Genomic DNA, 19,102 nt, shown 5'->3' on the forward strand with positions numbered 1-19,102 from the left:
GAGGAATTTCTATATGTCCAAATATGTTCCTAGTATCTCTGAGGCAGAATGGGAAGTCATGCAAATTCTATGGAAGAAAAATCCCATAACTGCAAATGAAGTAATTCTTTCTTTAGAGGGAAGAGTAGATTGGAAGCCTAAAACCATTCGTACGATGTTAGATCGTCTTGTTCAAAAAAGGGTAGTGGGAGTTAATAAAAATCAAAAAGTATATACTTTCTATCCTCTGTACTCACAGAATGAATGTCAAAGAGCTGAAGCCCAATCATTTATCAAACGTATCTATGGAGGTACACTCAAGTCACTTCTAGTACAATTTATGGAAGAGGATTCCTTATCAGAAGCCGAAATTGATGAATTGAAGAGCATCTTAGATAGAGGCAACAAAGAACCTTCCACCACAAACAAAAAGCAAGCCAGTAAATGATTGATCATTTACTGGCTTTTCTATTGATTAGTTGTTCCCACCAACAGGCACAACAGCTCCACTATAATTCTCAATAATGAAATCTTGAATTTCTTTTGATTGAAGAACTTCTACAACTTTCTTAAGGTCCTCATTATTTTCATCCTCTGCTCGGGCAGCAATAATATTAACATAATCGGATTCTTCACCTTCAATAAATAAAGCATCCTCTAGTGGAGATAACCCACCTTCAATTGCATAGTTTGTATTGATTGCTATAAGTGTATCTTCTTCTGTGTTATATGTTTCAATTAAGAATTCAGGGTTTACTTCACCGAATAAGAATTTAAGGTTTAACGGATTTTCGGCAATTGCATCTTCTGTTACATTTTGTTCATCGATATCATCTGCTAATGTGATTAGTCCTTCTGCTTCAAATAATTCTAGAATACGTAGATGGTCTGGGACGTTACGGCTAATGATTACTTCTGTTCCTTCAGGGATATCATCGATGTTCGTGATGTTTTTAGAATAAATCCCCATTGGCTCTACATGGATTCCACCTAGATTCACTAAATCATATCCTTTATCTGGATCAGTTGTTTCATCTTCAAAGAACGGAATGTGTTGGAAATAGTTTGCATCAATTGTTCCTTCACTTAAATCAAGGTTTGGTAAACTGTAATCTGAATACTCTTCAATCTTGATTGTAATACCTTCTTCTTCAAGAATCGGCTTTGCTTCTTCTAAAATTTCCGCGTGTGGTGTACTTGTAGCACCAATCTTGATCACATCTTTGTCGCTACTACCTTTGTCACTACCACAAGCAGCTAATAATCCTACAATTAATAAAACTAATACTGCTAATAATTTCTTCATTCTTTTTACTCCCCTTTAAGTTTATAATTTATCTTTTATCTAATCTATTGGTAATAAAATCACCAATAGATTGGAAGATGAAAACAATAATCACAATTAATACGGTACATACAAACACGACGTCAAAATCACGACGTACAAATCCGTGGAAATAAGCAAAATCACCTAATCCACCTGCACCAATTGCACCTGCAACCGCAGTGTAGCCAATTAATGCTATTGCAGTTACGGTTGCCCCTGAAACCAATGCTGGCATTGATTCAGGCAATAACACTTTAAAAATAATCGTTTTTGTTTTTGCACCCATTGATTGAGCTGCTTCCACTACACCTTTATTTACTTCTCTCAAACCGATTTCAACCAATCTTGCATAGAATGGAGCTGAACCGATAATTAATGCTGGTAAGGCTGCATTAGGTCCTCTTATGGTACCAATTAAGAAGTTAGTAAAAGGTATTAATAATAGGATTAAAATGATAAAAGGAATTGCTCTAAAAATATTAACAATGGCTGCGACAATCGTATTTAGCACCTTGTTTTCCCATAGTCCGCCGGTTGACGTTAAGTAAAGTAATAGTCCTAATAAAATTCCAATAATAATTGTTCCTATTAGTGCAATAATCGTCATGTAAAATGTTTCTCCTGTTGCGACTACTAAATCCTCTATCACAACATTTGGAAATAGTTCGTTAAGCATTTTTCAATACCTCCACTTCAATAGAGGTTTTCTCTTTAATGTATTGGATAGTTTGGCTTATCTCGTCTTGCTCTCCAATTAACTGAACAATTAATGTACCATAAGCTCCTAGCTTTGTTTGGGTAATCTTCCCTTGAAGAATATTAACTTCTATGTCAAATTCCTTGGAAATTTTACTAATAAGAGCCTGATTAGCAGATTCTCCGACAAAATGTAACCGGACTACTTCACCAGTAGAGTAATTCTCAATTAATTGTCCAATGTCATCTTCTTGACTGCCCATTACTTGTTCTACAAACTTCTTCGTCACAGGTTGTTTTGGCTTCAAGAAGACATCTAGAACATCTCCTTGTTCTACAATCTTCCCTTTTTCCATCACAGCAACTCGATTACAAATTTTACGAATTACATGCATTTCATGTGTGATGAGAATAATGGTTAAACCCAATCGTTCATTGATATCAACCAATAAATCTAAGATGGAGTCTGTTGTTTCCGGGTCTAATGCAGATGTTGCTTCATCACATAATAAAACTTTTGGGTTATTGGCTAGTGCTCGTGCAATACCAACACGCTGCTTCTGCCCTCCACTTAACTGGGAAGGATAAGCTTTTTCTCTCCCAGTTAAACCAACTAAGTCGATTAACTCTTTGACGCGTTGTACTCTTTTTTCTTTAGGTACTCCTGCTATTTCAAGAGGAAATTCAATATTTTCACTTACTGTTCTTGACCAGAGTAAATTAAAATGCTGAAAAATCATCCCGATATTCTGACGCGCATTACGAAGTCTATTCTTTGATAATGACGTTATCTCATTATCTCCAATGGTTACTTTTCCTGAAGTTGGCTCTTCTAACCGGTTCAAGAGACGGATTAATGTACTTTTTCCAGCACCACTATAACCGATTACACCGAATATCTCGCCATTCTTTATCGTTAAGTTTAAATCATCTACGGCAACTACTTGTTTTTTATCTATCTGAAATACTTTTGTTAAACCTTTGATGGATATCATAATGCATCCCTCCTCTTTCTATGATGTACTAATCGTTTTAGAAAATTACGTTTTAGGCTTTCTTAAGCCCTTTTTGATATATTGCAAATTTAATGCAATATATCAAATTTCCTATCAACAAAAAAACGTCTTTCTGTAAGAGAACAGAAAGACGTAATAATTAGTATATTAAAGCCTCACGTTCCCTCATCTTTCAAAGCAATATGCTTTGTAGGAATTAGCACCTTTTTCAAACTCGAATGTTTGAAGGTTGCCGCGGTTTCATAGGGCCTTTCCCTCCACCGCTCTTGATAAGAGATAAATAGATATTCAGTTTTTGTGAATGAACTAACTATATCACCCGTACTAAAATGTGTCAACATATAATTTTATAGTTTTTCTATACCGAAAATAATTCGGGCTGGTATTCTAGTAAATAACGATATATGTTGGGAATGGAGCGAAAGGCATAGATTTTTTCTTTCATCTCGTTATCCTTCTTAATGATTAAACAAGGAACACTTTCCACTTTATGTTCATGCATAAATTCCGGGTATAATGATGCATTCATTTTATAAAAAATATCCTTTTGATGTACACTCTCTATCTTTTCTAACATGGTTCTGGCTACCTGGCAAGTACCGCAAAAAGGAGTGTAAATATAGAGTAGATAGTCTTTAACCGAGAGTTGTTCTTGTGTCATTTCTTGCAAATTATCACCTACTTATCACTAAACGAGAAAATGTGGATTGACCGCAATATGCTTTCCGAGGAGCAGCATTGCCAATATTCTTTCTGGAGTAGCCGCCACTTCACGATATTCACTACTAACATAAATATGTTCCGCATGGGGCAATTCTAGCGAAAGTTGTTTCCTCAGTTTTATACCAGACTTATCCTCATCAACAAAAATATAGACATCTTTTTCATCCAACTGATAAGTTTCTAACATTTCATCGAATCGTTCGACATCAAAGGTTCCATTCGTACAAATAATCGTTACTTGATCATCAATAATTTTTTCCAATTGCTTCTTATCTGTTAAGCCTTCAACAATTATAACACGATCCGTCTGATGTGAAATCATGATAAATCCCCCTCATGTTTAGAAAAACAGTATTCGCATACTTTACTCGGTTACGTAAAGCTTAGCGAGTGCTTTATAAAAACAAGAAATTTATTACGATAGCTCTGGAAACTAGCATTCACTAGTCAATATATTCTTATGCAAATCAGATAACTACTTATCCTTCACGAACTGCTAAATAAAACTGACTCTCTTCCAAAAAAGGAAAAAAGTCAGTACTCACGACACTATATAATTAGTCTTGTTCAATTAACTCTTTATACGCTTCAGGTGACAGAAGGCTTTCAAGTTCTGATTCATCTGAAGGTTCAATAACAATCATCCACGCACTATCGTAAGGAGATTCATTAACAAGCTCTGGGCTATCCTCTAGCTCTGTGTTTACTTCGACAATTTTCCCACTAACTGGTGCGTATAGTTCCGATACTGTTTTGACTGATTCTACACTTCCAAACGGCTCGTCAGCTTTAATTTCTTCTCCAACCTCTGGTAGTTCTACAAAGACAATATCACCTAGTTCATCTTGTGCAAAGTCAGTAATACCAATACGTACAGTGTTTCCTTCTTTTTTATCCATTCGTGTTCTTTAGAATATAATAAATCATTTGGTAGACTCATTAAAATCCCCTCCGAAATATGTAATTGTATCTTAACTATACAAGCTATTATGGTGAAATGCTAGTATTAATACTTATTATTTAGTCCAATTTTTTTGATATTCTTCTTCTTTAAAACCAACTGTTACAACTTTTCCATCTGTTACAATTGGTCGCTTAATCAACATACCATCTGAAGCAAGAATTTCTGCCATTTCTTCAATGCTTGCATCCTGAATTTTTTCTTTAATATTTAGCTCTCGATACTTCTTCCCACTTGTGTTAAAGAACTTCTTAGCAGGAAGTCCACTTATTTCGATAAGGTTCAATATTTCCTGTTTGGAAGGTGTTTCTTCCACAATATGTATGCTATTGTATTCAACGTTATGCTCATCAAACCACTTCTTCGCATTTTTGCATGTTCCACAGTTAGGATACCAATAAAATGTTAGTCCCAAAACAACCCCTCCTTTTCTAATGCTATTTTACCATGATGAGCAGGGAAATATAAGGAATATGGATAGAAATGGTCTGGTTTGCATTAAACTCGGCTAAGTTGACATAATCTTTAGCGAGGATTCAAAAAGCTTTAGCGAAATAAAGGAAACTTTAGCATTTATCCTTATTTCCCTTGCTGACAGAGATAGTAGTCTCTTATACTGATAGTATCTACTTATTACTTAGGAGCGCTTATGCAATATATAAATAATATCCCTATTTTATTGATTCTCATTTCTCTAGTTTTCTATATTATAGTAAAACTTATTTACATAAGAGTTTTAATAAAGAAGCTAGTATTAAGACAAGAAATCATTATTCTTTTATTAATAACCTACATGGAATGCCTTTTGTATCTAACACTATATCCAACCTCGGCCGATATACCTAACAACGTTTCAGTTAATTTAGTGCCATTCAAGACCATTCATTTATACATAAAATTTGAAGGAAATATCATGTTACAGATTATTAATCTATTAGGAAATGTAGTCGTCTTCATTCCAATTGGGTTATTTGCATTATCACTTATGAGAAGAGTAACACTCCTCATTATCTTCATAATTGGTTTGGGCAGTACGTTATTTATTGAATTCATGCAATTAATTCTTTCCATCACTGGAATAATTTCCAGAAGCTTTGATGTGGACGATCTTATATTAAATACACTAGGCGTATTAATTGGTTATATTATTGGGGTAATTGGAAAAAAGTTAACTTTACTAAAGGCAGCAACTGTACGATAGAAACATGATAATTTTTGTTTGTCATTACCTTTTTGAGCTTTTTACTAATCGTCTGATAATGAATCACCATTTCTTTATTCTCTTACTTATTAGACAATCGAAAGAGCATATTGGCTTATCTTTTACATATTTTTCTAACTTCTATTATGTAATTTATATGGTCTTATTCTAACGGAAAAAGAGGTGCTAACCTTAATCCGGTTTGCACCCCTTCCTATTATGTTAAATCTGATGATAATCCTGCCCTTATACCGTATACTTCTCTGCTTCTATAATCCCAGCTGCAATTTCACGCTTTATAGCAATTACATTTGTAGGAGTATGGCGAGTTAGTTTACGTAAGGATGTAAGCATCATCCGTAACGTGTCACCTTCTTCAACTGCAATAAGGGTTTCTTTTGCATCTGCTTCAATACGGTTGAATGCTTCTTGTACATATACTTGTGTATAAAGAAGTTTTTGCTTATTCTTCTCAGCTCCAGTAGCGTTGATAGCTTTTTCTGTACGTAAAATCGCACTTTCCATATTGTAAACTTCTGCTACCATGTCAGCAAGATTTACTAGGATTTCTTGTTCTTGGTCAATCTTTTGCATGTACTTTTGTGCAGCTAATCCAGCACCAAGTAAGACGATTTTCTTTGCGTTTCTTAGTAAATATTTTTCTTGTTCTAATGGCTCTGAACCTGGCTCTTCTGGCATCATCATCATAAGTTCTTCCTGTAAGCTCATAGCTTTTTGGAATAGAGGTAACTCGCCTTTCATTGCTTTCTTCAATAATGTACCAGGAACTAGTAAACGGTTGATTTCGTTTGTTCCCTCAAAAATACGGTTGATACGAGAATCACGATATATACGTTCTACTTCATACTCTTGCATGAAGCCATACCCACCATGCATTTGTACTGCTTCATCAGCAGCATGATCTAGTAATTCTGTTGCTGTATATTTGTTCATAGAACACTCAATTTGATATTCTGCGATTGCACGAGCAATCTCACGGCCATCTTTTAGTTGTTCATCTGTAAGGGAGCCCATGCGTTGCTCAAATAAACCTACAGTACGATACACTGCACTCTCGTTTGCATAAATTTCAGATGCTATCGTTGCTAGTTTTTCCTGTGTTAAAGAGAACTTAGAAATAGGAGTGTTAAATTGTTTACGTTGGTTAACGTATTGGGTTGCAACCTCAAGTGCTCGTTTTGCTCCACCAACACCACCAATTGCTAGCTTGTAGCGACCTACGTTTAGAATATTAAAGGCGATAATATGACCACGGCCTTTTTCGCCAAGTAAGTTCTCTACTGGAACTTCTGCATCTTCTAGGATTAATGTACGAGTAGAGGAAGATTTTATACCCATTTTCTTCTCTTCAGGACCTGTTGATACCCCTGGAAATTCACGCTCTACAATAAATGCAGAGAAGTGCTCTCCATCAATTTTTGCGTAAACAACGAATACATCAGCAAATGCAGAGTTCGTAATCCATTGTTTTTCACCATTTAAAATATAATGAGTTCCTTCTTCATTTAACTTAGCAGTTGTTTTTGCACCTAGTGCATCAGATCCTGAACCCGGCTCAGTTAGAGCATAGGCTGCAATTAGTTCGCCTGTTGCTAATTTTGGAAGGTACTTCGCTTTTTGTTCTTCATTACCAAAGAATACGATTGGAAGCGAGCCGATACCTACGTGTGCTCCGTGAGTGATTGAGAAACCGCCAGCACGTGCGAATTTTTCTGTGATTAAGGATGAACTGATTTTATCTAGTGCTAGGCCACCGTATTCTTCTGGTACGTCAGCTCCTAATAGACCTAGTTCTCCTGCTTTTTTCAATAAGTCTACTGAATGTTCGAATTCGTGGTTTTCTAGTTTTTCTGCTACTGGTAGTACTTCCCCTACTACGAAGTCTTCTGTTGTTTTTGCAATCATTTTGTGTTCGTCTGTGAAGTCTTCTGGTGTGATGATGTCTTCTCCTTTTAGGTCTTCTACTAGGAAGGAACCGCCTTTAAATAATTTTTCTTTTGTTTCGCTCATTATTATACATCCTCTCTTAAAATGATTGTATATTGCATAAACTCTATATATCTAGCTTTCTGGCCAAGTTCGCGTCCCGAATATACTTCGCTTTCCACTCCCAGTACAGGGGCGACATCTGTTCGAAAGAACCTCACAGTGTCTACCTTGCGTGGGTGGCTGGTGAGCCTCCTCGCTCGTCCCGAGCTGTGGGGTCTCACCTATGCCTATCCTCCCACAGGAGTCTTCGTATATTCGGGCCGCTCAGTGCATTTTATTTAGAATCCCAAATCAATTCACAAAACTAGCCAGTATAATGTTTAATCCTAAGATATTTTTAAACTACCAACCTACAATAGTTCAAATACTCCTGCTGCGCCCATTCCACCGCCGATGCACATGGTTACGACTCCAAATTGGACATTGCGGCGTTTCATTTCGTGGGCTAGGCTTAGGGTTAGTTTTGTTCCGGTCATGCCTAGTGGATGGCCTAGGGCGATTGCTCCGCCGTTTACGTTTACGATATTGGTGTCTAAATCTAGTGCTTGGATTACTCTAACGGATTGGGAAGCGAATGCTTCGTTTAGTTCAAATAGGCCAACATCCGAAAGACCAATGCCAGCTATTTCTAGTGCTTTTGGAATTGCTTTTACAGGACCTACACCCATGATTTCTGGTTCTACACCAGCTACTGCGAAGGAACGGAATTTCACGAGTGGTTTTAGTCCTTCCGCCTCTGCTTTTTCACGATCCATGATGAGTACAGATGCTGCTCCATCACTCATTTGTGAGGAGTTACCAGCTGTAACCGTACCTTTCACATGGAATGCTGGGCGTAATTTTCCAAGTACATCCAATGTGGTTCCTGCTCTGACACCTTCATCTGTATCAAATAAGAACGACTTTTCCTCTACCTTGTTATTTTTTCCGATGAAACGTTCTGTTATTTCAACTGGTACGATTTCATCTTTAAATTTGCCTTCCGCTATGGCTATTGCAGCACGTTCATGACTTTGTACTGCAAATGCATCCTGATCTTGTCGTGAAATTCCAAAGCGATTTGCAACTTCTTCTGCAGTGTGCCCCATTCCCATATAGTATCCAGGTGCATCTGCTACAAGTGTTGGATTTGGTTTTATTACATGCCCTGGCATTGGTACTAGACTCATAGATTCTGCACCACCAGCGATAATCGTATCACTTGCACCTAGCATAATTCGTTCTGATGCATAGGCAATACTTTGTAATCCCGAAGAACAATAGCGATTAATCGTAATACCAGGTACATCATGTCTTAATCCAGCAAGCCCTGCAATATTACGCGCCATATTCATGCCTTGTTCTGCCTCTGGAATCGCACATCCAATAATGACATCATCAATATTTCCATCATAGCCACCAGCACGCTTTAGTGTTTCCTTGATAGTTAGTGCAGCTAAATCGTCTGGTCGGGTATTACGTAAAGATCCTTTTTTTGCTTTTCCTACAGGCGTTCTTGAACCTGCTACTATTACCGCTTCTCTCAACTTAATCCCCTCCCTAGTTCCTTAATGGTTTTCCTTTTAGTAACATGTATTGCATACGTGCTTGTGTTAACGGCTCTGCAATCAGACTCAAGAATGCTTCTCTTTCTAAATCAAGCATGACCTGCTCATCAATAAGTGTGCCTTCCTTAATACGTCCACCAGATAATACATATGCTAACTTTTCGGCAATCTTGACATCATGATCTGATGCATATCCACCAAATTGTAATGTTTTCGCACCGAGTAACATTGCCGCATATCCAGCCTCACCTACGACAGGGATTTTTTCGCGTTTAGGTGCTTTATAACCTGCTTTAGCTAACTCAAGAACTCGTTGTTTCGCATCATAAATAAGATGATCTGGATTCACACTAATTCGATCATTAGCATCTAGGAAGCCATTTTCTCTTGCTTCTTCAGCAGATGTAGAAACTTTTGCCATCGCAACTTTTTCGAAAACATCATTCGCAACCTTGGTTAGATCAAAATCAATACCTTTTGGAAGGTTCCGAAGCTGCTTTAGATACAATTCTTTCGTACCTCCTCCTCCAGGGATTAGACCAACACCAAATTCTACTAGTCCCATATAGGTTTCAGCTGATGCTTGAAGTGCTGCCGCTGGAAGTGATACCTCTGCTCCTCCGCCAAGTGTCATATTGAATGGTGCTACAACAACTGGCTTCTCGGAATACTTAATGGCTGTCCCCATGTCTTGGAACATTTTAACGACCATATCTAGCTCAAAGAAGTTATCGTCTTGTGCTTCCATTAACATGAGTGCAAGGTTAGCACCTACGCTAAAGTTCTTTCCTTGGTTCCCTATAACGAGACCTTCATAATTCTTACTAACCTCTTCAATAGCGAAGTTTACCATTTGGATAGTATCCATACCGATTGCATTACTCTTGGAATGGAATTCAAGTAGTGCAACACCATCCCCTATGTCTATTAAACTAGCACCAGTATTCTTTTTAATAACACCATTCACTTCTTTTAAGTTCTTGATGTTAATTTCCTTAGCATTAAATTGTTGCTGTTTGTATTCGCCCTGATCAAAATAGTACGTGTCAGCAGTTTTATTTTTGTAGAAAGACTCATGACCAGCCTCTAGCATTTCTAATACCCAGCTAGGTACTGTATCTCCTTCTTCTTGCATTCGTTCTACGGAAGCTCTTAAACCAATCGCATCCCAAGTTTCAAATGGACCGACTTCCCAACCAAATCCCCACTTCATCGCTTGGTCAATCGCTACAACATCGTCTGCAATCTCATGAACTAGCTCCGCCGAATAGAGTAATGCTGGTTTTAAAATGTTCCAAATTAAGTCCCCAGCACGGTCACCCTTAAATGAAATAAGCGCTTTCAATTTATTACGTGAACCTTTTGCTTGTTTCGCCATTTCAACTGCAGGCGATTTTAATTTCTTTCGCTCTTCGTACTCCATTGTTTCAGGATTTAGTTCCAGAATAGCACTGCCATCTTTTCCTTTTTTCTTAAGGAAAAATCCTTGACCACTCTTTGCTCCTAACCAACCGTTTTCTTGCATTTTCAACATGAAATCTGGGATAGTAAATACTTCCTTCTCCGGACCTTCCACTTGGTCGTAAACGTTACGAGCAACATGGATGAAGGTATCTAATCCCACGACATCTAGTGTACGGAAAGTTGCACTCTTCGGTCGACCGATTAACGGTCCCGTTACGGAATCCACTTCACCGACACTGTAACCACCTTTAAGCATTTCTCTTACCGTCACAAGTAAACCATAGGTCCCAATTCGGTTAGCGATAAAGTTTGGTGTATCCTTTGCTTCTACTACACCTTTCCCTAAAATATCTTCACCAAAAGTCTTCATGAATTTTAATACTTCAGGATCCGTATGCTTTGTAGGAATAACTTCTAATAATTTTAAGTATCTTGGTGGATTGAAGAAATGTGTGCCTAGGAAGTTCTTTTGGAAGTCCTCAGAACGTCCTTCTACCATTGCTTCTACAGAAATTCCTGATGTATTAGAACTTACAATGGAACCGATTTTTCTGTATTGATCTACCTTTTCAAATACAGTTTTCTTAATATCTAATCTTTCTACAACCACTTCAATAATCCAATCGACATCAGCCAATTTTTCCATATCATCATCCATGTTGCCTACTTCGATAAGATCAAGACTTGACTTAGATGTGATAGGTGATGGTTTCTGTTTTAATAATAGTTGTTTACTTTGCTCCGCGATTCGGTTTCGTACAACCTTATCCTCCAGGGTAAGTCCCTTTCTCTCGTCTTCACTGGTTAACGCCTTGGGTACAATATCGAGCATTAATGTAGGAATACCGTTATTCGCTAAGTGAGCAGCAATTCCTGAACCCATCACGCCAGAGCCTAATACTGCAGCACGCTTAATTGTTCGCTTCATTATTTTGTCCCCCAATCTCATTTTGAATGAATACTCATTCATTTTTTAAGAAAAAATTACGGACAGTCTCCTATCCATCTATACTTACTATAAATTATATTCAGATATTTCGCAATTAAAATTTTAAAATTCGATGTTTTTTCTAATAATTGCCCTTCCGTGTGATAGATATTACCGTATAGGTTACTATTTCAGTGGAAAAATGAATGGAAGAAATAAAATTTATAAAATCGTAATCATTCCTATTTACAAATCGTAATGCTTTCGATATGATTACATAGGTCAGTAGGAACAGCAGAGAATGAGAGGGCATTTATGAGAATCATTCGTATATTCACGACCATTATTTTTAGCAGCCTTCTCTTTGGTTGTCAAAACGTAGAGAATGCTCGACCAGATGAGAAGTTAACGATATATACTTCCGTTTACCCCATTCAATATATAGTAGAAAGAATCGGTGGTAACACACTAAGCGTCTATTCCATTTTCCCTCCTGGAGTCGATGCTCACTCTTATGAGCCAACAACTAAAATGATGACCTCCCTTGCCAAGAGTGACGCTTTCTTTTATATAGGAGCAGGAATGGAAGGGTTTAGTGAAGCAATTGCTAATGCCTTGAAGATTGAAAATGTTAAACTATTAGAGCTAGGATTATATGAAGAGCTTTATGAACCAGTTCATCTTCATGAACAAGGTGAAACACTCAAACTTGAGAATCATCATGATGATGGTCACAACCATGGGGAGCATGATCCTCATATATGGATAGACCCACTTCGCATGATTGATATGGCCCACATCATTGTAGAACAGCTCATGGAAATTAATCCTTCTCAAGCTGCGTTATATGAAAGAAACTTTAAACTATTAATAGAAGATTTTGCAGAATTAGATAAATTGTTTTCAGAGACGTTAGCAAATAAAAAACAGTCAAAGATCCTTGTCTCTCACGCTGCATTTGGATACTGGGAAGAGCGATATGGCATTGAGCAAGTTTCCATAAATGGAATCTCTTCCACTCTTCAACCTTCTCAAAAAGATTTAATAAAGATTATTAAACAAGCTGAGAAGAGTGATTTCAACTATGTCATTTTCGAACAAAACACATTTAATAAAGTATCAACGATTATTCAAGAATATATTGATGTGGATTCCTTAACTATCCATAATCTCGCAGTTCTAACGGAGGAAGATCTGAATAGAAATGAAGATTATCTTACCTTAATGAAAAAAACCTACACATATTAGATCAAGCAACTCAATGAAAGGACGCATGTTAAATGGACCAAAAATCTATTATATCTCTTAACGACATAAGCTATTCCTATGAAAACAAAACGGTCCTCCATCATATTAATTTTGAAATTACTAAAGGTGCATTTATCGGACTACTTGGTCCAAATGGTGGAGGGAAAACTACTCTAATTAAAATTATTCTCGGTATTCTAAGGCCACACAGTGGTCAACTTTCTCTTTTTAACACGCCTGTAGAGTCGTTTAGAGATTGGAACAAAATCGGTTTTGTCTCACAAAAGTCTAATGCCTTTAACAAAGGATTTCCTGCTACCGTGTATGAAGTGGTATCCGCTGGATTAACAAGTAAAATAGGATATTTTAAGTTTTTTAAACAAAAAGATAAAGAGAAAATATTAAAGGCGATTCATGATGTGGGCATGTCCGAATATGCTTACGAAAATATTGGTAATTTATCGGGAGGACAGCAGCAACGTGTCTTCATTGCCAGGGCTCTTGTTAGCGAACCTGAATTGTTGATTCTAGATGAGCCAACTGTAGGGATTGATTATGAAAATGTCCAGAAATTTTATGAACTATTACATGACTTAAATAAAAATAATGGTATAACGTTATTATTAGTTACACATGACACAGGTACCATGACGAAATATGCTACAAGAATTGCTTGTTTAAATAAGACATTGCATTTCCATGGTAAACCAGAGGAATTTGAAAATTTAACAGAGATAGAAATGTCAAAAGTTTATGGTCACCCAGTGAATATTGTGTCACATGACCATTAACGCTGGAGGAGAAAATATGATAGCAGATTTATTAGAATTTGATTTTTTACGGCAAACGTTTATTACAGGGATTCTAATTGGAATAATAGCACCATTATTAGGTACCTTTATCGTTGTTAGAAGATTATCCTTGATTGCTGATGCATTATCACATGTCACATTAGCTGGTATAGCTTTTGGACTATTTATCGAGAAGAAATTTACATTTATGATATTTCCACCAATCTACAGTGGCTTAGTGTTTTCAGTAGTTGGCTCTATTTTCATCGAAAAACTAAGAAGTGTCTATAAATCTTACCAAGAAATTGCCATTCCAATTATACTTTCAGGTGGAGTTGGTCTAAGTGTTATATTTATTGCTTTAGCAGACGGTTTTAATACGGAATTGATGAACTATCTTTTTGGATCTGCATCGGCTGTAAGCAAAACTGATTTTATTACGATTCTAGCTATTACCATATTCGTCGTTATCATTATTACCATTTTTATAAGGAATTATTTACCCTATCGTTTGATGAAGAGCATGCGAAGGTCTCCGGTATACATGCCAAGCAAATACATTTATTATTTATCATTTTGACCGCGCTTGTTATAGCTGCTTCTATCCAAATAGTAGGGGTATTATTAGTGTCCGCATTAATGACACTACCTGTCGCAGCGAGTATGCGTGTTGCAAAAGGATTTAAGCAGATGATGTTTTTATCTATTGCATTTGGTGAATTAGCTGTTATGATTGGATTAATCACAGGTTATTACTTAAATATTCCACCTGGGGGAACTATTGTTGTTGTAGCTATACTGATACTATTATTATCAATTGGTTTTAAACGACTACAAGGATTAAGGAGGGTTAAAGCGTGAATACCTCTGATGCAATTGAACTATTAAAGAAAAAAGGCTATAAAACTACTGGAAAGAGAAAAGATATATTATCTTTTTTTGAAGATGCAGATGGATATCGAACAGCGAAGGATTTAATACAGCATCTAGAATCTACTTACGATGGGATTAGCTTTGATACCATTTATCGAAATTTGCACTTATATCATGAAGTAGGTATTCTGGAGGTTACAGAATTAAATGGGGAAAAACATTTTAGAATGAACTGCGCAAGTCACCACCACCATCATTTTATATGTAAGGATTGTGGTAAGACGAAGGAAATTGAAGTTTGCCCGATGGAAGAAGTGCGAAAGTCGTTGGCGAATTATGAAATTGAAGATCACAAATTTGAAATTTATGGCTTATGTCCTCAATGTCAAGACGTTTAATGGTATTAAAGCTATATGTAGCTGTAGCACTAGGAGGTATGCTAGGTGCGATTGGACGTTATAGCATCTCTATTATTATGGAGAGTGATAGCGTATTTCCTATCGCTACCTTGCTAGTAAACCTATTAGGTTGCTTCCTACTAGCCTATTTAATGAGTGCATCTGCGATAAAAAATCGAATATCTACGGAAGTTTTTACTGGTCTAACGACAGGACTTCTTGGGGCATTTACAACTTTTTCTACATTCGCTAGTGAAACGGTAGTACTTTGGAATTACAATCCATCAATGGCTGTAGTATACGTACTGCTCAGTTTACTACTAGGATTACTACTAGCTTATGGAGGGTTCTTATTAGCAAAAAAAGGTAGGAGATCCACATGAACATCTTATTCGTTGCAATCGGAGGATCTATTGGAAGCATCCTCCGTTTTTTTATTTCTATTAAATTCTCCAAACGACCGATTGGGACATGGCTAGCCAATATAACAGGATCTCTCCTTTTAGCTCTTACCCTCTATTTTTATCAAAAAGGTACAATTAGCCAACCATTATGGCTATTACTAGGTATTGGATTTTGTGGATCCTATACTACATTTTCTACTTTTGGCTATGAAGTCCTTCAAATGATGAATAATAAAGATTATCAAACTGCTATCCTTTATATTTTCAGTTCTATACTCATCTCTATTTTCACGGTTGCTTTTATTTGGCTTATGTTAGGTAATGGTTATCCGTACTAGCCTAGTATTCACAAATGCTAGGCATTACTATCTTCGTTCAAACTTAATAGTTTATCTTCCAATCCTTTTAAAATCGTCCGAAGCCTATCCTCTTCTTCCTCAGAGTAGCCTTTACCACCATAACGAACCTTTTGGTATACCTCCAACTCCTCTTCGATACCAAGTCGTTCAAACCAGTTCTCAATCGATTCATATGGCATTCTTCCGAGTTCAAGTTTTGCTGCTTTTTTTTCAAAATCATAGACTACTTTACGAATCGGATGCTTGGGCTTATTTCTTCTTTTTTCTCCGAACCCCTTATAAAATTTACGTTGGTTCACGAGCTCCTTGTCCTCATACGTAATACTTATATTATTTTCTTCCTTTTCTTTTACCTTAGCCCTCATTGCTTTCCTAATTAGATAGAAAAATAATACGAGAAGTAATACGATAACAATGATTACAAAGGTTCCAAACTCACCGTCTTGTTGTTCTATATCCGTTAACATCGTTTTTTCAGGTTCATTCGTTCCAACTTCTTCTATTGGCTCCATATTATCGATTCCACTTTGAAAGAATGAACTAATACCCAGCCATTCAAAGAATTTCGCAACTCCTGTAACGAGGAATGTCATCCCTCCTCCGAAAAGTCCCCATACCTTCCCCATCAATATTGAAAGAGTATCTGATAATAAGTATATGACGGATAGGACAAATAGGGAGAAACCTCCCCATTTCAACCACACTGCCCTATTGAAGGTTCGTTGTTTTTCCTTTTCGATAACTAATAAATGACTAAATGTAAATCCAAGTAGCACGATGATAATTTCCAATAATAGAAACATTAAAATTTGAAAATCTCTTGAAATGATTAAGCCTAAGATTGTTAAGATGAATGCAGCTCCAATATACTCAGCATCATTCCTGTGAAAGGATTTTGTTCGCAATACAATATATCTCCATACTAAGATACCAGTAAAGATAATACTTAAAGTCACAGGAAACCCATACGTGTAAAAAACAAAAATTAGGATTGGGCTTGATACTATATAGGGTACATGACTATTATTAAACGTAGAAAGAACAGCAAAAGACAAAGCAATTCCTATTAGCGTTGATACAAAAAACCAATGAGATATATCTTGATAGTAATAGAATGATATTGGGAGCAGCAGTAGGTAGATAATTATACCTTCACAGACGAAGTGGTAAGCAGTCGTTAGTTTTTCATTTGTATGCATAGCGTCACCCTTTTTATTTAAATCGCGCCAGTTAAATTAATAGTTTTTCTACCAAACTGGTATCGTCGCGAACATTCGGAGTATTATTACTATTTTTTAGGACAAAATTAGGACAATTATCTTGCATCCTCAATTGCCTCCCTTACAACAAGAGGCCTTATTAACCCAGTCCCCTCGGCTTCCATCACACGATAAGTACTTCGCTGCATTTGTTTGAAAGAGTGTAAGATTCCAGTTGCACCATTAGGGATGTCCCCTATAAAAATAACCGTTTTTGGTTTATTAAATTGCTTTGCAATCTTGTACAGTAACTTGTTAAATGGAAGGATAGGAGATTGCTTATGTACCCGCGCTAACATTTCTAGTGCATGCATATAATGCGCTTTCCCCTCACCTTCATGAAGGTGCATGTAAGGGTTTTTACCTGGCTTTCTTGTATTAATAAATATCTCAAATGGTATTCCCATTTTAGTAGCGTATTCACTTAAATAAGCTGTATAAGACAGTAAGTTTTCTAAGTTTTTGTTAAAGCTCATCATGTTTTTAGAATTTACTGTGCCAAGGTTAACAATAAATACAAAACTACGGTCCACAACTTTTTCATATATATTAGTTTGTAGTTTTTGTGTCTTAACGGTAGCCTTCCAGTTAATCTTATGAAACGGATCACTATAGCTATAGTCTCGCGTACCTAATGGACTTTGTATATCTTCAAAAGGAGAGTAATTGAGCCTACTGTCGCCTTGCATCATATGATATACGGCTTCTATCCCCTGGACAGGTAATAATTTAGGGTAAACAATAACCTCGGTTCTATAAAAGTCTGTATAACGAAGGCGAAGCATACTAAAATTCAGTAAATGTGGAAAAGTGTACGAAATATTTTGTACTCTCGCGACTCCGCGTTGCTCTGCACGTATTGGTATTTCAATAATTGTTTTTTTCTTTTGAATCAACGATAAAGGAAGATTTAACTCCTTCCAATAGTCCTCTTTATCTGTTATGGTATATGCCTTTATAGCTGAACCTAATTGGAATGATAATTGACCATTTATTATAGGAAAGATGGATTGATTTTCAATGGTAAATCGTAATGTTTCTTCTTCTTCAGGAAACAGCTTTACAGTTCTATGCTTATTGTTTATAGAAAGACTTTTATTTACTCCTCTATCATAAATCTTGTAAGCTATTAGATAAGCTGCAAATATCCCAACACCAATAAATACAATTGGAGAACGATAAATTACACCAATGATGAAAAAAACAATAAGAGCTATTAGAATATATTCATAGCTACGGGAATCATCTGTCCCGGCTTCTTTTCTCCACGCCATTAGCTAACTGCTCCTTCTTCCACAGGTACAGATACAGATTGTAATATTTCATCAACCACTTGGGAAGATGTCTTCTTAATTGATCCCTCCATGGTTAAAATTAAACGATGTTCAAACACAAACGGAGTAATTGTTTTAATATCATCTGGTGTAACATACTCCCTACCTTTAAGAAAGGCACGTGCCTGTGCTGCTCGCATTAGTGCTAACATTCCCCTTGGACTTATACCAAGTTCTACCTCATAATGGTGACGAGAAGCTTGAATTAAATCTAATATGTATTCATGGACAACTTCTGAAACCGTGATTTGCTTAACATCTTCTTGAATAGTACGAATTTCATCAAGAGTAAGTATAGATTGAATATCACGATATGGATCATTGGTTCGATAATTCATTAAGATTTGTTTTTCTTCTTCTTTAGTCGGATATCCGATATCTATTTTAAATAAGAAACGGTCAAGTTGCGCTTCTGGTAATGGGAACGTTCCATAATTACTTTCTACGGGATTCTGGGTGGCAATAACAATAAATGGTGCTTCAACCTTTATCGTTTCACCATCTATTGTAGATTGAAATTCTTCCATAACCTCTAATAAACTAGACTGCGTTTTTGGTGTAGCACGATTTATTTCGTCTGCTAA

19 protein-coding genes, 2 pseudogenes and 1 riboswitch are annotated in these 19,102 nt (G+C 36.5%); of the genes and pseudogenes, 8 read left to right on the forward strand and 13 right to left on the reverse strand.

Annotated features, from left to right (window positions below; translation table 11 throughout):
- Positions 1-13 precede the first annotated feature (13 nt).
- Positions 14-427 (forward strand): penicillinase repressor BlaI, encoded by a 414-nt coding sequence (blaI, locus tag G5W_RS0106005; RefSeq protein WP_010095067.1) that lies wholly within the window; start codon positions 14-16, stop codon positions 425-427.
- A gap of 27 nt (positions 428-454) precedes the next feature.
- Here blaI and G5W_RS0106010 read toward each other — a convergent pair whose 3' ends face one another.
- The 7 genes and pseudogenes from G5W_RS0106010 to G5W_RS0106040 form a co-directional block, all read right to left on the reverse strand.
- On the reverse strand, positions 455-1,285 hold the full coding sequence (locus tag G5W_RS0106010) for a MetQ/NlpA family ABC transporter substrate-binding protein (RefSeq protein ID WP_010095068.1): 831 nt from the start codon (positions 1,283-1,285) through the stop codon (positions 455-457).
- Between the two features lie 28 nt (positions 1,286-1,313).
- On the reverse strand, positions 1,314-1,982 hold the full coding sequence (locus tag G5W_RS0106015) for a methionine ABC transporter permease (protein ID WP_010095069.1): 669 nt from the start codon (positions 1,980-1,982) through the stop codon (positions 1,314-1,316).
- On the reverse strand, positions 1,975-2,997 hold the full coding sequence (locus tag G5W_RS0106020) for a methionine ABC transporter ATP-binding protein (protein WP_010095070.1): 1,023 nt from the start codon (positions 2,995-2,997) through the stop codon (positions 1,975-1,977). The genes G5W_RS0106015 and G5W_RS0106020 overlap by 8 nt, the downstream gene beginning before the upstream one ends.
- A gap of 183 nt (positions 2,998-3,180) precedes the next feature.
- A riboswitch (SAM riboswitch) is annotated at positions 3,181-3,294 on the reverse strand.
- 82 nt (positions 3,295-3,376) lie between these two features.
- Complete coding sequence (locus G5W_RS0106025; protein WP_033445588.1) at positions 3,377-3,679, reverse strand: thioredoxin domain-containing protein; 303 nt, start codon at positions 3,677-3,679, stop codon at positions 3,377-3,379.
- Between the two features lie 27 nt (positions 3,680-3,706).
- A complete protein-coding gene (locus G5W_RS0106030; RefSeq protein ID WP_010095072.1) occupies positions 3,707-4,063 on the reverse strand; it encodes a toprim domain-containing protein in 357 nt (118 codons plus the stop codon).
- A gap of 235 nt (positions 4,064-4,298) precedes the next feature.
- Positions 4,299-4,681, reverse strand: a pseudogene (gene gcvH / locus G5W_RS22030) (glycine cleavage system protein GcvH).
- A 76-nt stretch (positions 4,682-4,757) separates the two neighbouring features.
- Positions 4,758-5,117, reverse strand: coding sequence for an arsenate reductase family protein (locus tag G5W_RS0106040; RefSeq protein ID WP_010095075.1), 360 nt, complete (start codon positions 5,115-5,117; stop codon positions 4,758-4,760).
- A gap of 378 nt (positions 5,118-5,495) precedes the next feature.
- Between G5W_RS0106040 and G5W_RS22690 the strand changes: the two genes are divergently transcribed.
- A complete protein-coding gene (locus G5W_RS22690) occupies positions 5,496-5,903 on the forward strand; it encodes a VanZ family protein (RefSeq protein WP_237706206.1) in 408 nt (135 codons plus the stop codon).
- A 246-nt stretch (positions 5,904-6,149) separates the two neighbouring features.
- Here the strand turns inward: G5W_RS22690 and G5W_RS0106050 are convergent, their stop codons facing one another.
- The 3 genes from G5W_RS0106050 to G5W_RS0106065 all read right to left on the reverse strand — a co-directional run bounded on the left by G5W_RS0106050 (position 6,150) and on the right by G5W_RS0106065 (position 11,852).
- Complete coding sequence (locus G5W_RS0106050; protein ID WP_010095078.1) at positions 6,150-7,934, reverse strand: acyl-CoA dehydrogenase family protein; 1,785 nt, start codon at positions 7,932-7,934, stop codon at positions 6,150-6,152.
- Positions 7,935-8,263: 329 nt separating this feature from the next.
- Positions 8,264-9,439 (reverse strand): acetyl-CoA C-acetyltransferase, encoded by a 1,176-nt coding sequence (locus tag G5W_RS0106060; RefSeq protein ID WP_010095082.1) that lies wholly within the window; start codon positions 9,437-9,439, stop codon positions 8,264-8,266.
- Between the two features lie 13 nt (positions 9,440-9,452).
- Positions 9,453-11,852 (reverse strand): 3-hydroxyacyl-CoA dehydrogenase/enoyl-CoA hydratase family protein, encoded by a 2,400-nt coding sequence (locus G5W_RS0106065; RefSeq protein WP_010095084.1) that lies wholly within the window; start codon positions 11,850-11,852, stop codon positions 9,453-9,455.
- A gap of 315 nt (positions 11,853-12,167) precedes the next feature.
- Between G5W_RS0106065 and G5W_RS0106070 the strand changes: the two genes are divergently transcribed.
- The 6 genes and pseudogenes from G5W_RS0106070 to crcB (G5W_RS0106095) all read left to right on the forward strand — a co-directional run bounded on the left by G5W_RS0106070 (position 12,168) and on the right by crcB (G5W_RS0106095) (position 15,904).
- Positions 12,168-13,100 carry a metal ABC transporter solute-binding protein, Zn/Mn family gene (locus G5W_RS0106070; RefSeq protein ID WP_010095086.1) on the forward strand — a complete coding sequence of 311 codons (933 nt, stop codon included), beginning with the start codon at positions 12,168-12,170 and terminating at the stop codon, positions 13,098-13,100.
- A gap of 32 nt (positions 13,101-13,132) precedes the next feature.
- Positions 13,133-13,891: a metal ABC transporter ATP-binding protein gene (locus tag G5W_RS0106075; RefSeq protein ID WP_010095088.1), complete on the forward strand. Its 759-nt coding sequence runs from the start codon at positions 13,133-13,135 to the stop codon at positions 13,889-13,891.
- Positions 13,892-13,907: 16 nt separating this feature from the next.
- Positions 13,908-14,752, forward strand: a pseudogene (locus tag G5W_RS22035) (metal ABC transporter permease).
- Positions 14,749-15,162, forward strand: coding sequence for a Fur family transcriptional regulator (locus tag G5W_RS0106085; protein WP_010095090.1), 414 nt, complete (start codon positions 14,749-14,751; stop codon positions 15,160-15,162). Before G5W_RS22035 ends, G5W_RS0106085 begins: the two are co-directional and overlap by 4 nt.
- Complete coding sequence (gene crcB / locus G5W_RS0106090) at positions 15,147-15,545, forward strand: fluoride efflux transporter CrcB (protein WP_157998036.1); 399 nt, start codon at positions 15,147-15,149, stop codon at positions 15,543-15,545. The genes G5W_RS0106085 and crcB (G5W_RS0106090) overlap by 16 nt, the downstream gene beginning before the upstream one ends.
- Entirely contained in the window at positions 15,542-15,904 is a 363-nt protein-coding gene (crcB, locus tag G5W_RS0106095) for a fluoride efflux transporter CrcB (protein ID WP_010095094.1), read from the forward strand. Before crcB (G5W_RS0106090) ends, crcB (G5W_RS0106095) begins: the two co-directional genes overlap by 4 nt.
- 17 nt (positions 15,905-15,921) lie before the next feature.
- Here crcB (G5W_RS0106095) and G5W_RS0106100 read toward each other — a convergent pair whose 3' ends face one another.
- From G5W_RS0106100 to G5W_RS0106115, 3 genes are all read right to left on the reverse strand, one after another.
- On the reverse strand, positions 15,922-17,124 hold the full coding sequence (locus G5W_RS0106100) for a hypothetical protein (protein ID WP_010095095.1): 1,203 nt from the start codon (positions 17,122-17,124) through the stop codon (positions 15,922-15,924).
- A 116-nt stretch (positions 17,125-17,240) separates the two neighbouring features.
- Positions 17,241-18,458: a DUF58 domain-containing protein gene (locus tag G5W_RS0106110; protein WP_010095097.1), complete on the reverse strand. Its 1,218-nt coding sequence runs from the start codon at positions 18,456-18,458 to the stop codon at positions 17,241-17,243.
- A partial coding sequence (locus tag G5W_RS0106115; protein ID WP_010095098.1) for an AAA family ATPase occupies positions 18,458-19,102 on the reverse strand: 645 nt, incomplete at its 5' end. The genes G5W_RS0106115 and G5W_RS0106110, both read right to left, overlap by 1 nt.

Source organism: Ornithinibacillus scapharcae TW25 (genome assembly GCF_000190475.1).
Lineage (GTDB): Bacteria > Bacillota > Bacilli > Bacillales > Amphibacillaceae > Ornithinibacillus > Ornithinibacillus scapharcae.

What these genes read in the sequence shown, in the direction of transcription:
- blaI (WP_010095067.1), top strand. Translation starts at nt 14, where the DNA reads ATGTCCAAATATGTTCCTAGTATCTCTGAGGCAGAATGGGAAGTCATG.
- G5W_RS0106100 (WP_010095095.1), bottom strand. Translation starts at nt 17,124, where the DNA reads ATGCATACAAATGAAAAACTAACGACTGCTTACCACTTCGTCTGTGAA.
- G5W_RS0106110 (WP_010095097.1), bottom strand. Translation starts at nt 18,458, where the DNA reads ATGGCGTGGAGAAAAGAAGCCGGGACAGATGATTCCCGTAGCTATGAA.
- G5W_RS0106065 (WP_010095084.1), bottom strand. Translation starts at nt 11,852, where the DNA reads ATGAAGCGAACAATTAAGCGTGCTGCAGTATTAGGCTCTGGCGTGATG.
- G5W_RS0106050 (WP_010095078.1), bottom strand. Translation starts at nt 7,934, where the DNA reads ATGAGCGAAACAAAAGAAAAATTATTTAAAGGCGGTTCCTTCCTAGTA.
- G5W_RS22690 (WP_237706206.1), top strand. Translation starts at nt 5,496, where the DNA reads ATGGAATGCCTTTTGTATCTAACACTATATCCAACCTCGGCCGATATA.
- G5W_RS0106025 (WP_033445588.1), bottom strand. Translation starts at nt 3,679, where the DNA reads ATGACACAAGAACAACTCTCGGTTAAAGACTATCTACTCTATATTTAC.
- crcB (WP_157998036.1), top strand. Translation starts at nt 15,147, where the DNA reads ATGTCAAGACGTTTAATGGTATTAAAGCTATATGTAGCTGTAGCACTA.
- G5W_RS0106010 (WP_010095068.1), bottom strand. Translation starts at nt 1,285, where the DNA reads ATGAAGAAATTATTAGCAGTATTAGTTTTATTAATTGTAGGATTATTA.
- G5W_RS0106015 (WP_010095069.1), bottom strand. Translation starts at nt 1,982, where the DNA reads ATGCTTAACGAACTATTTCCAAATGTTGTGATAGAGGATTTAGTAGTC.
- G5W_RS0106020 (WP_010095070.1), bottom strand. Translation starts at nt 2,997, where the DNA reads ATGATATCCATCAAAGGTTTAACAAAAGTATTTCAGATAGATAAAAAA.
- G5W_RS0106075 (WP_010095088.1), top strand. Translation starts at nt 13,133, where the DNA reads ATGGACCAAAAATCTATTATATCTCTTAACGACATAAGCTATTCCTAT.
- crcB (WP_010095094.1), top strand. Translation starts at nt 15,542, where the DNA reads ATGAACATCTTATTCGTTGCAATCGGAGGATCTATTGGAAGCATCCTC.
- G5W_RS0106070 (WP_010095086.1), top strand. Translation starts at nt 12,168, where the DNA reads ATGAGAATCATTCGTATATTCACGACCATTATTTTTAGCAGCCTTCTC.
- G5W_RS0106030 (WP_010095072.1), bottom strand. Translation starts at nt 4,063, where the DNA reads ATGATTTCACATCAGACGGATCGTGTTATAATTGTTGAAGGCTTAACA.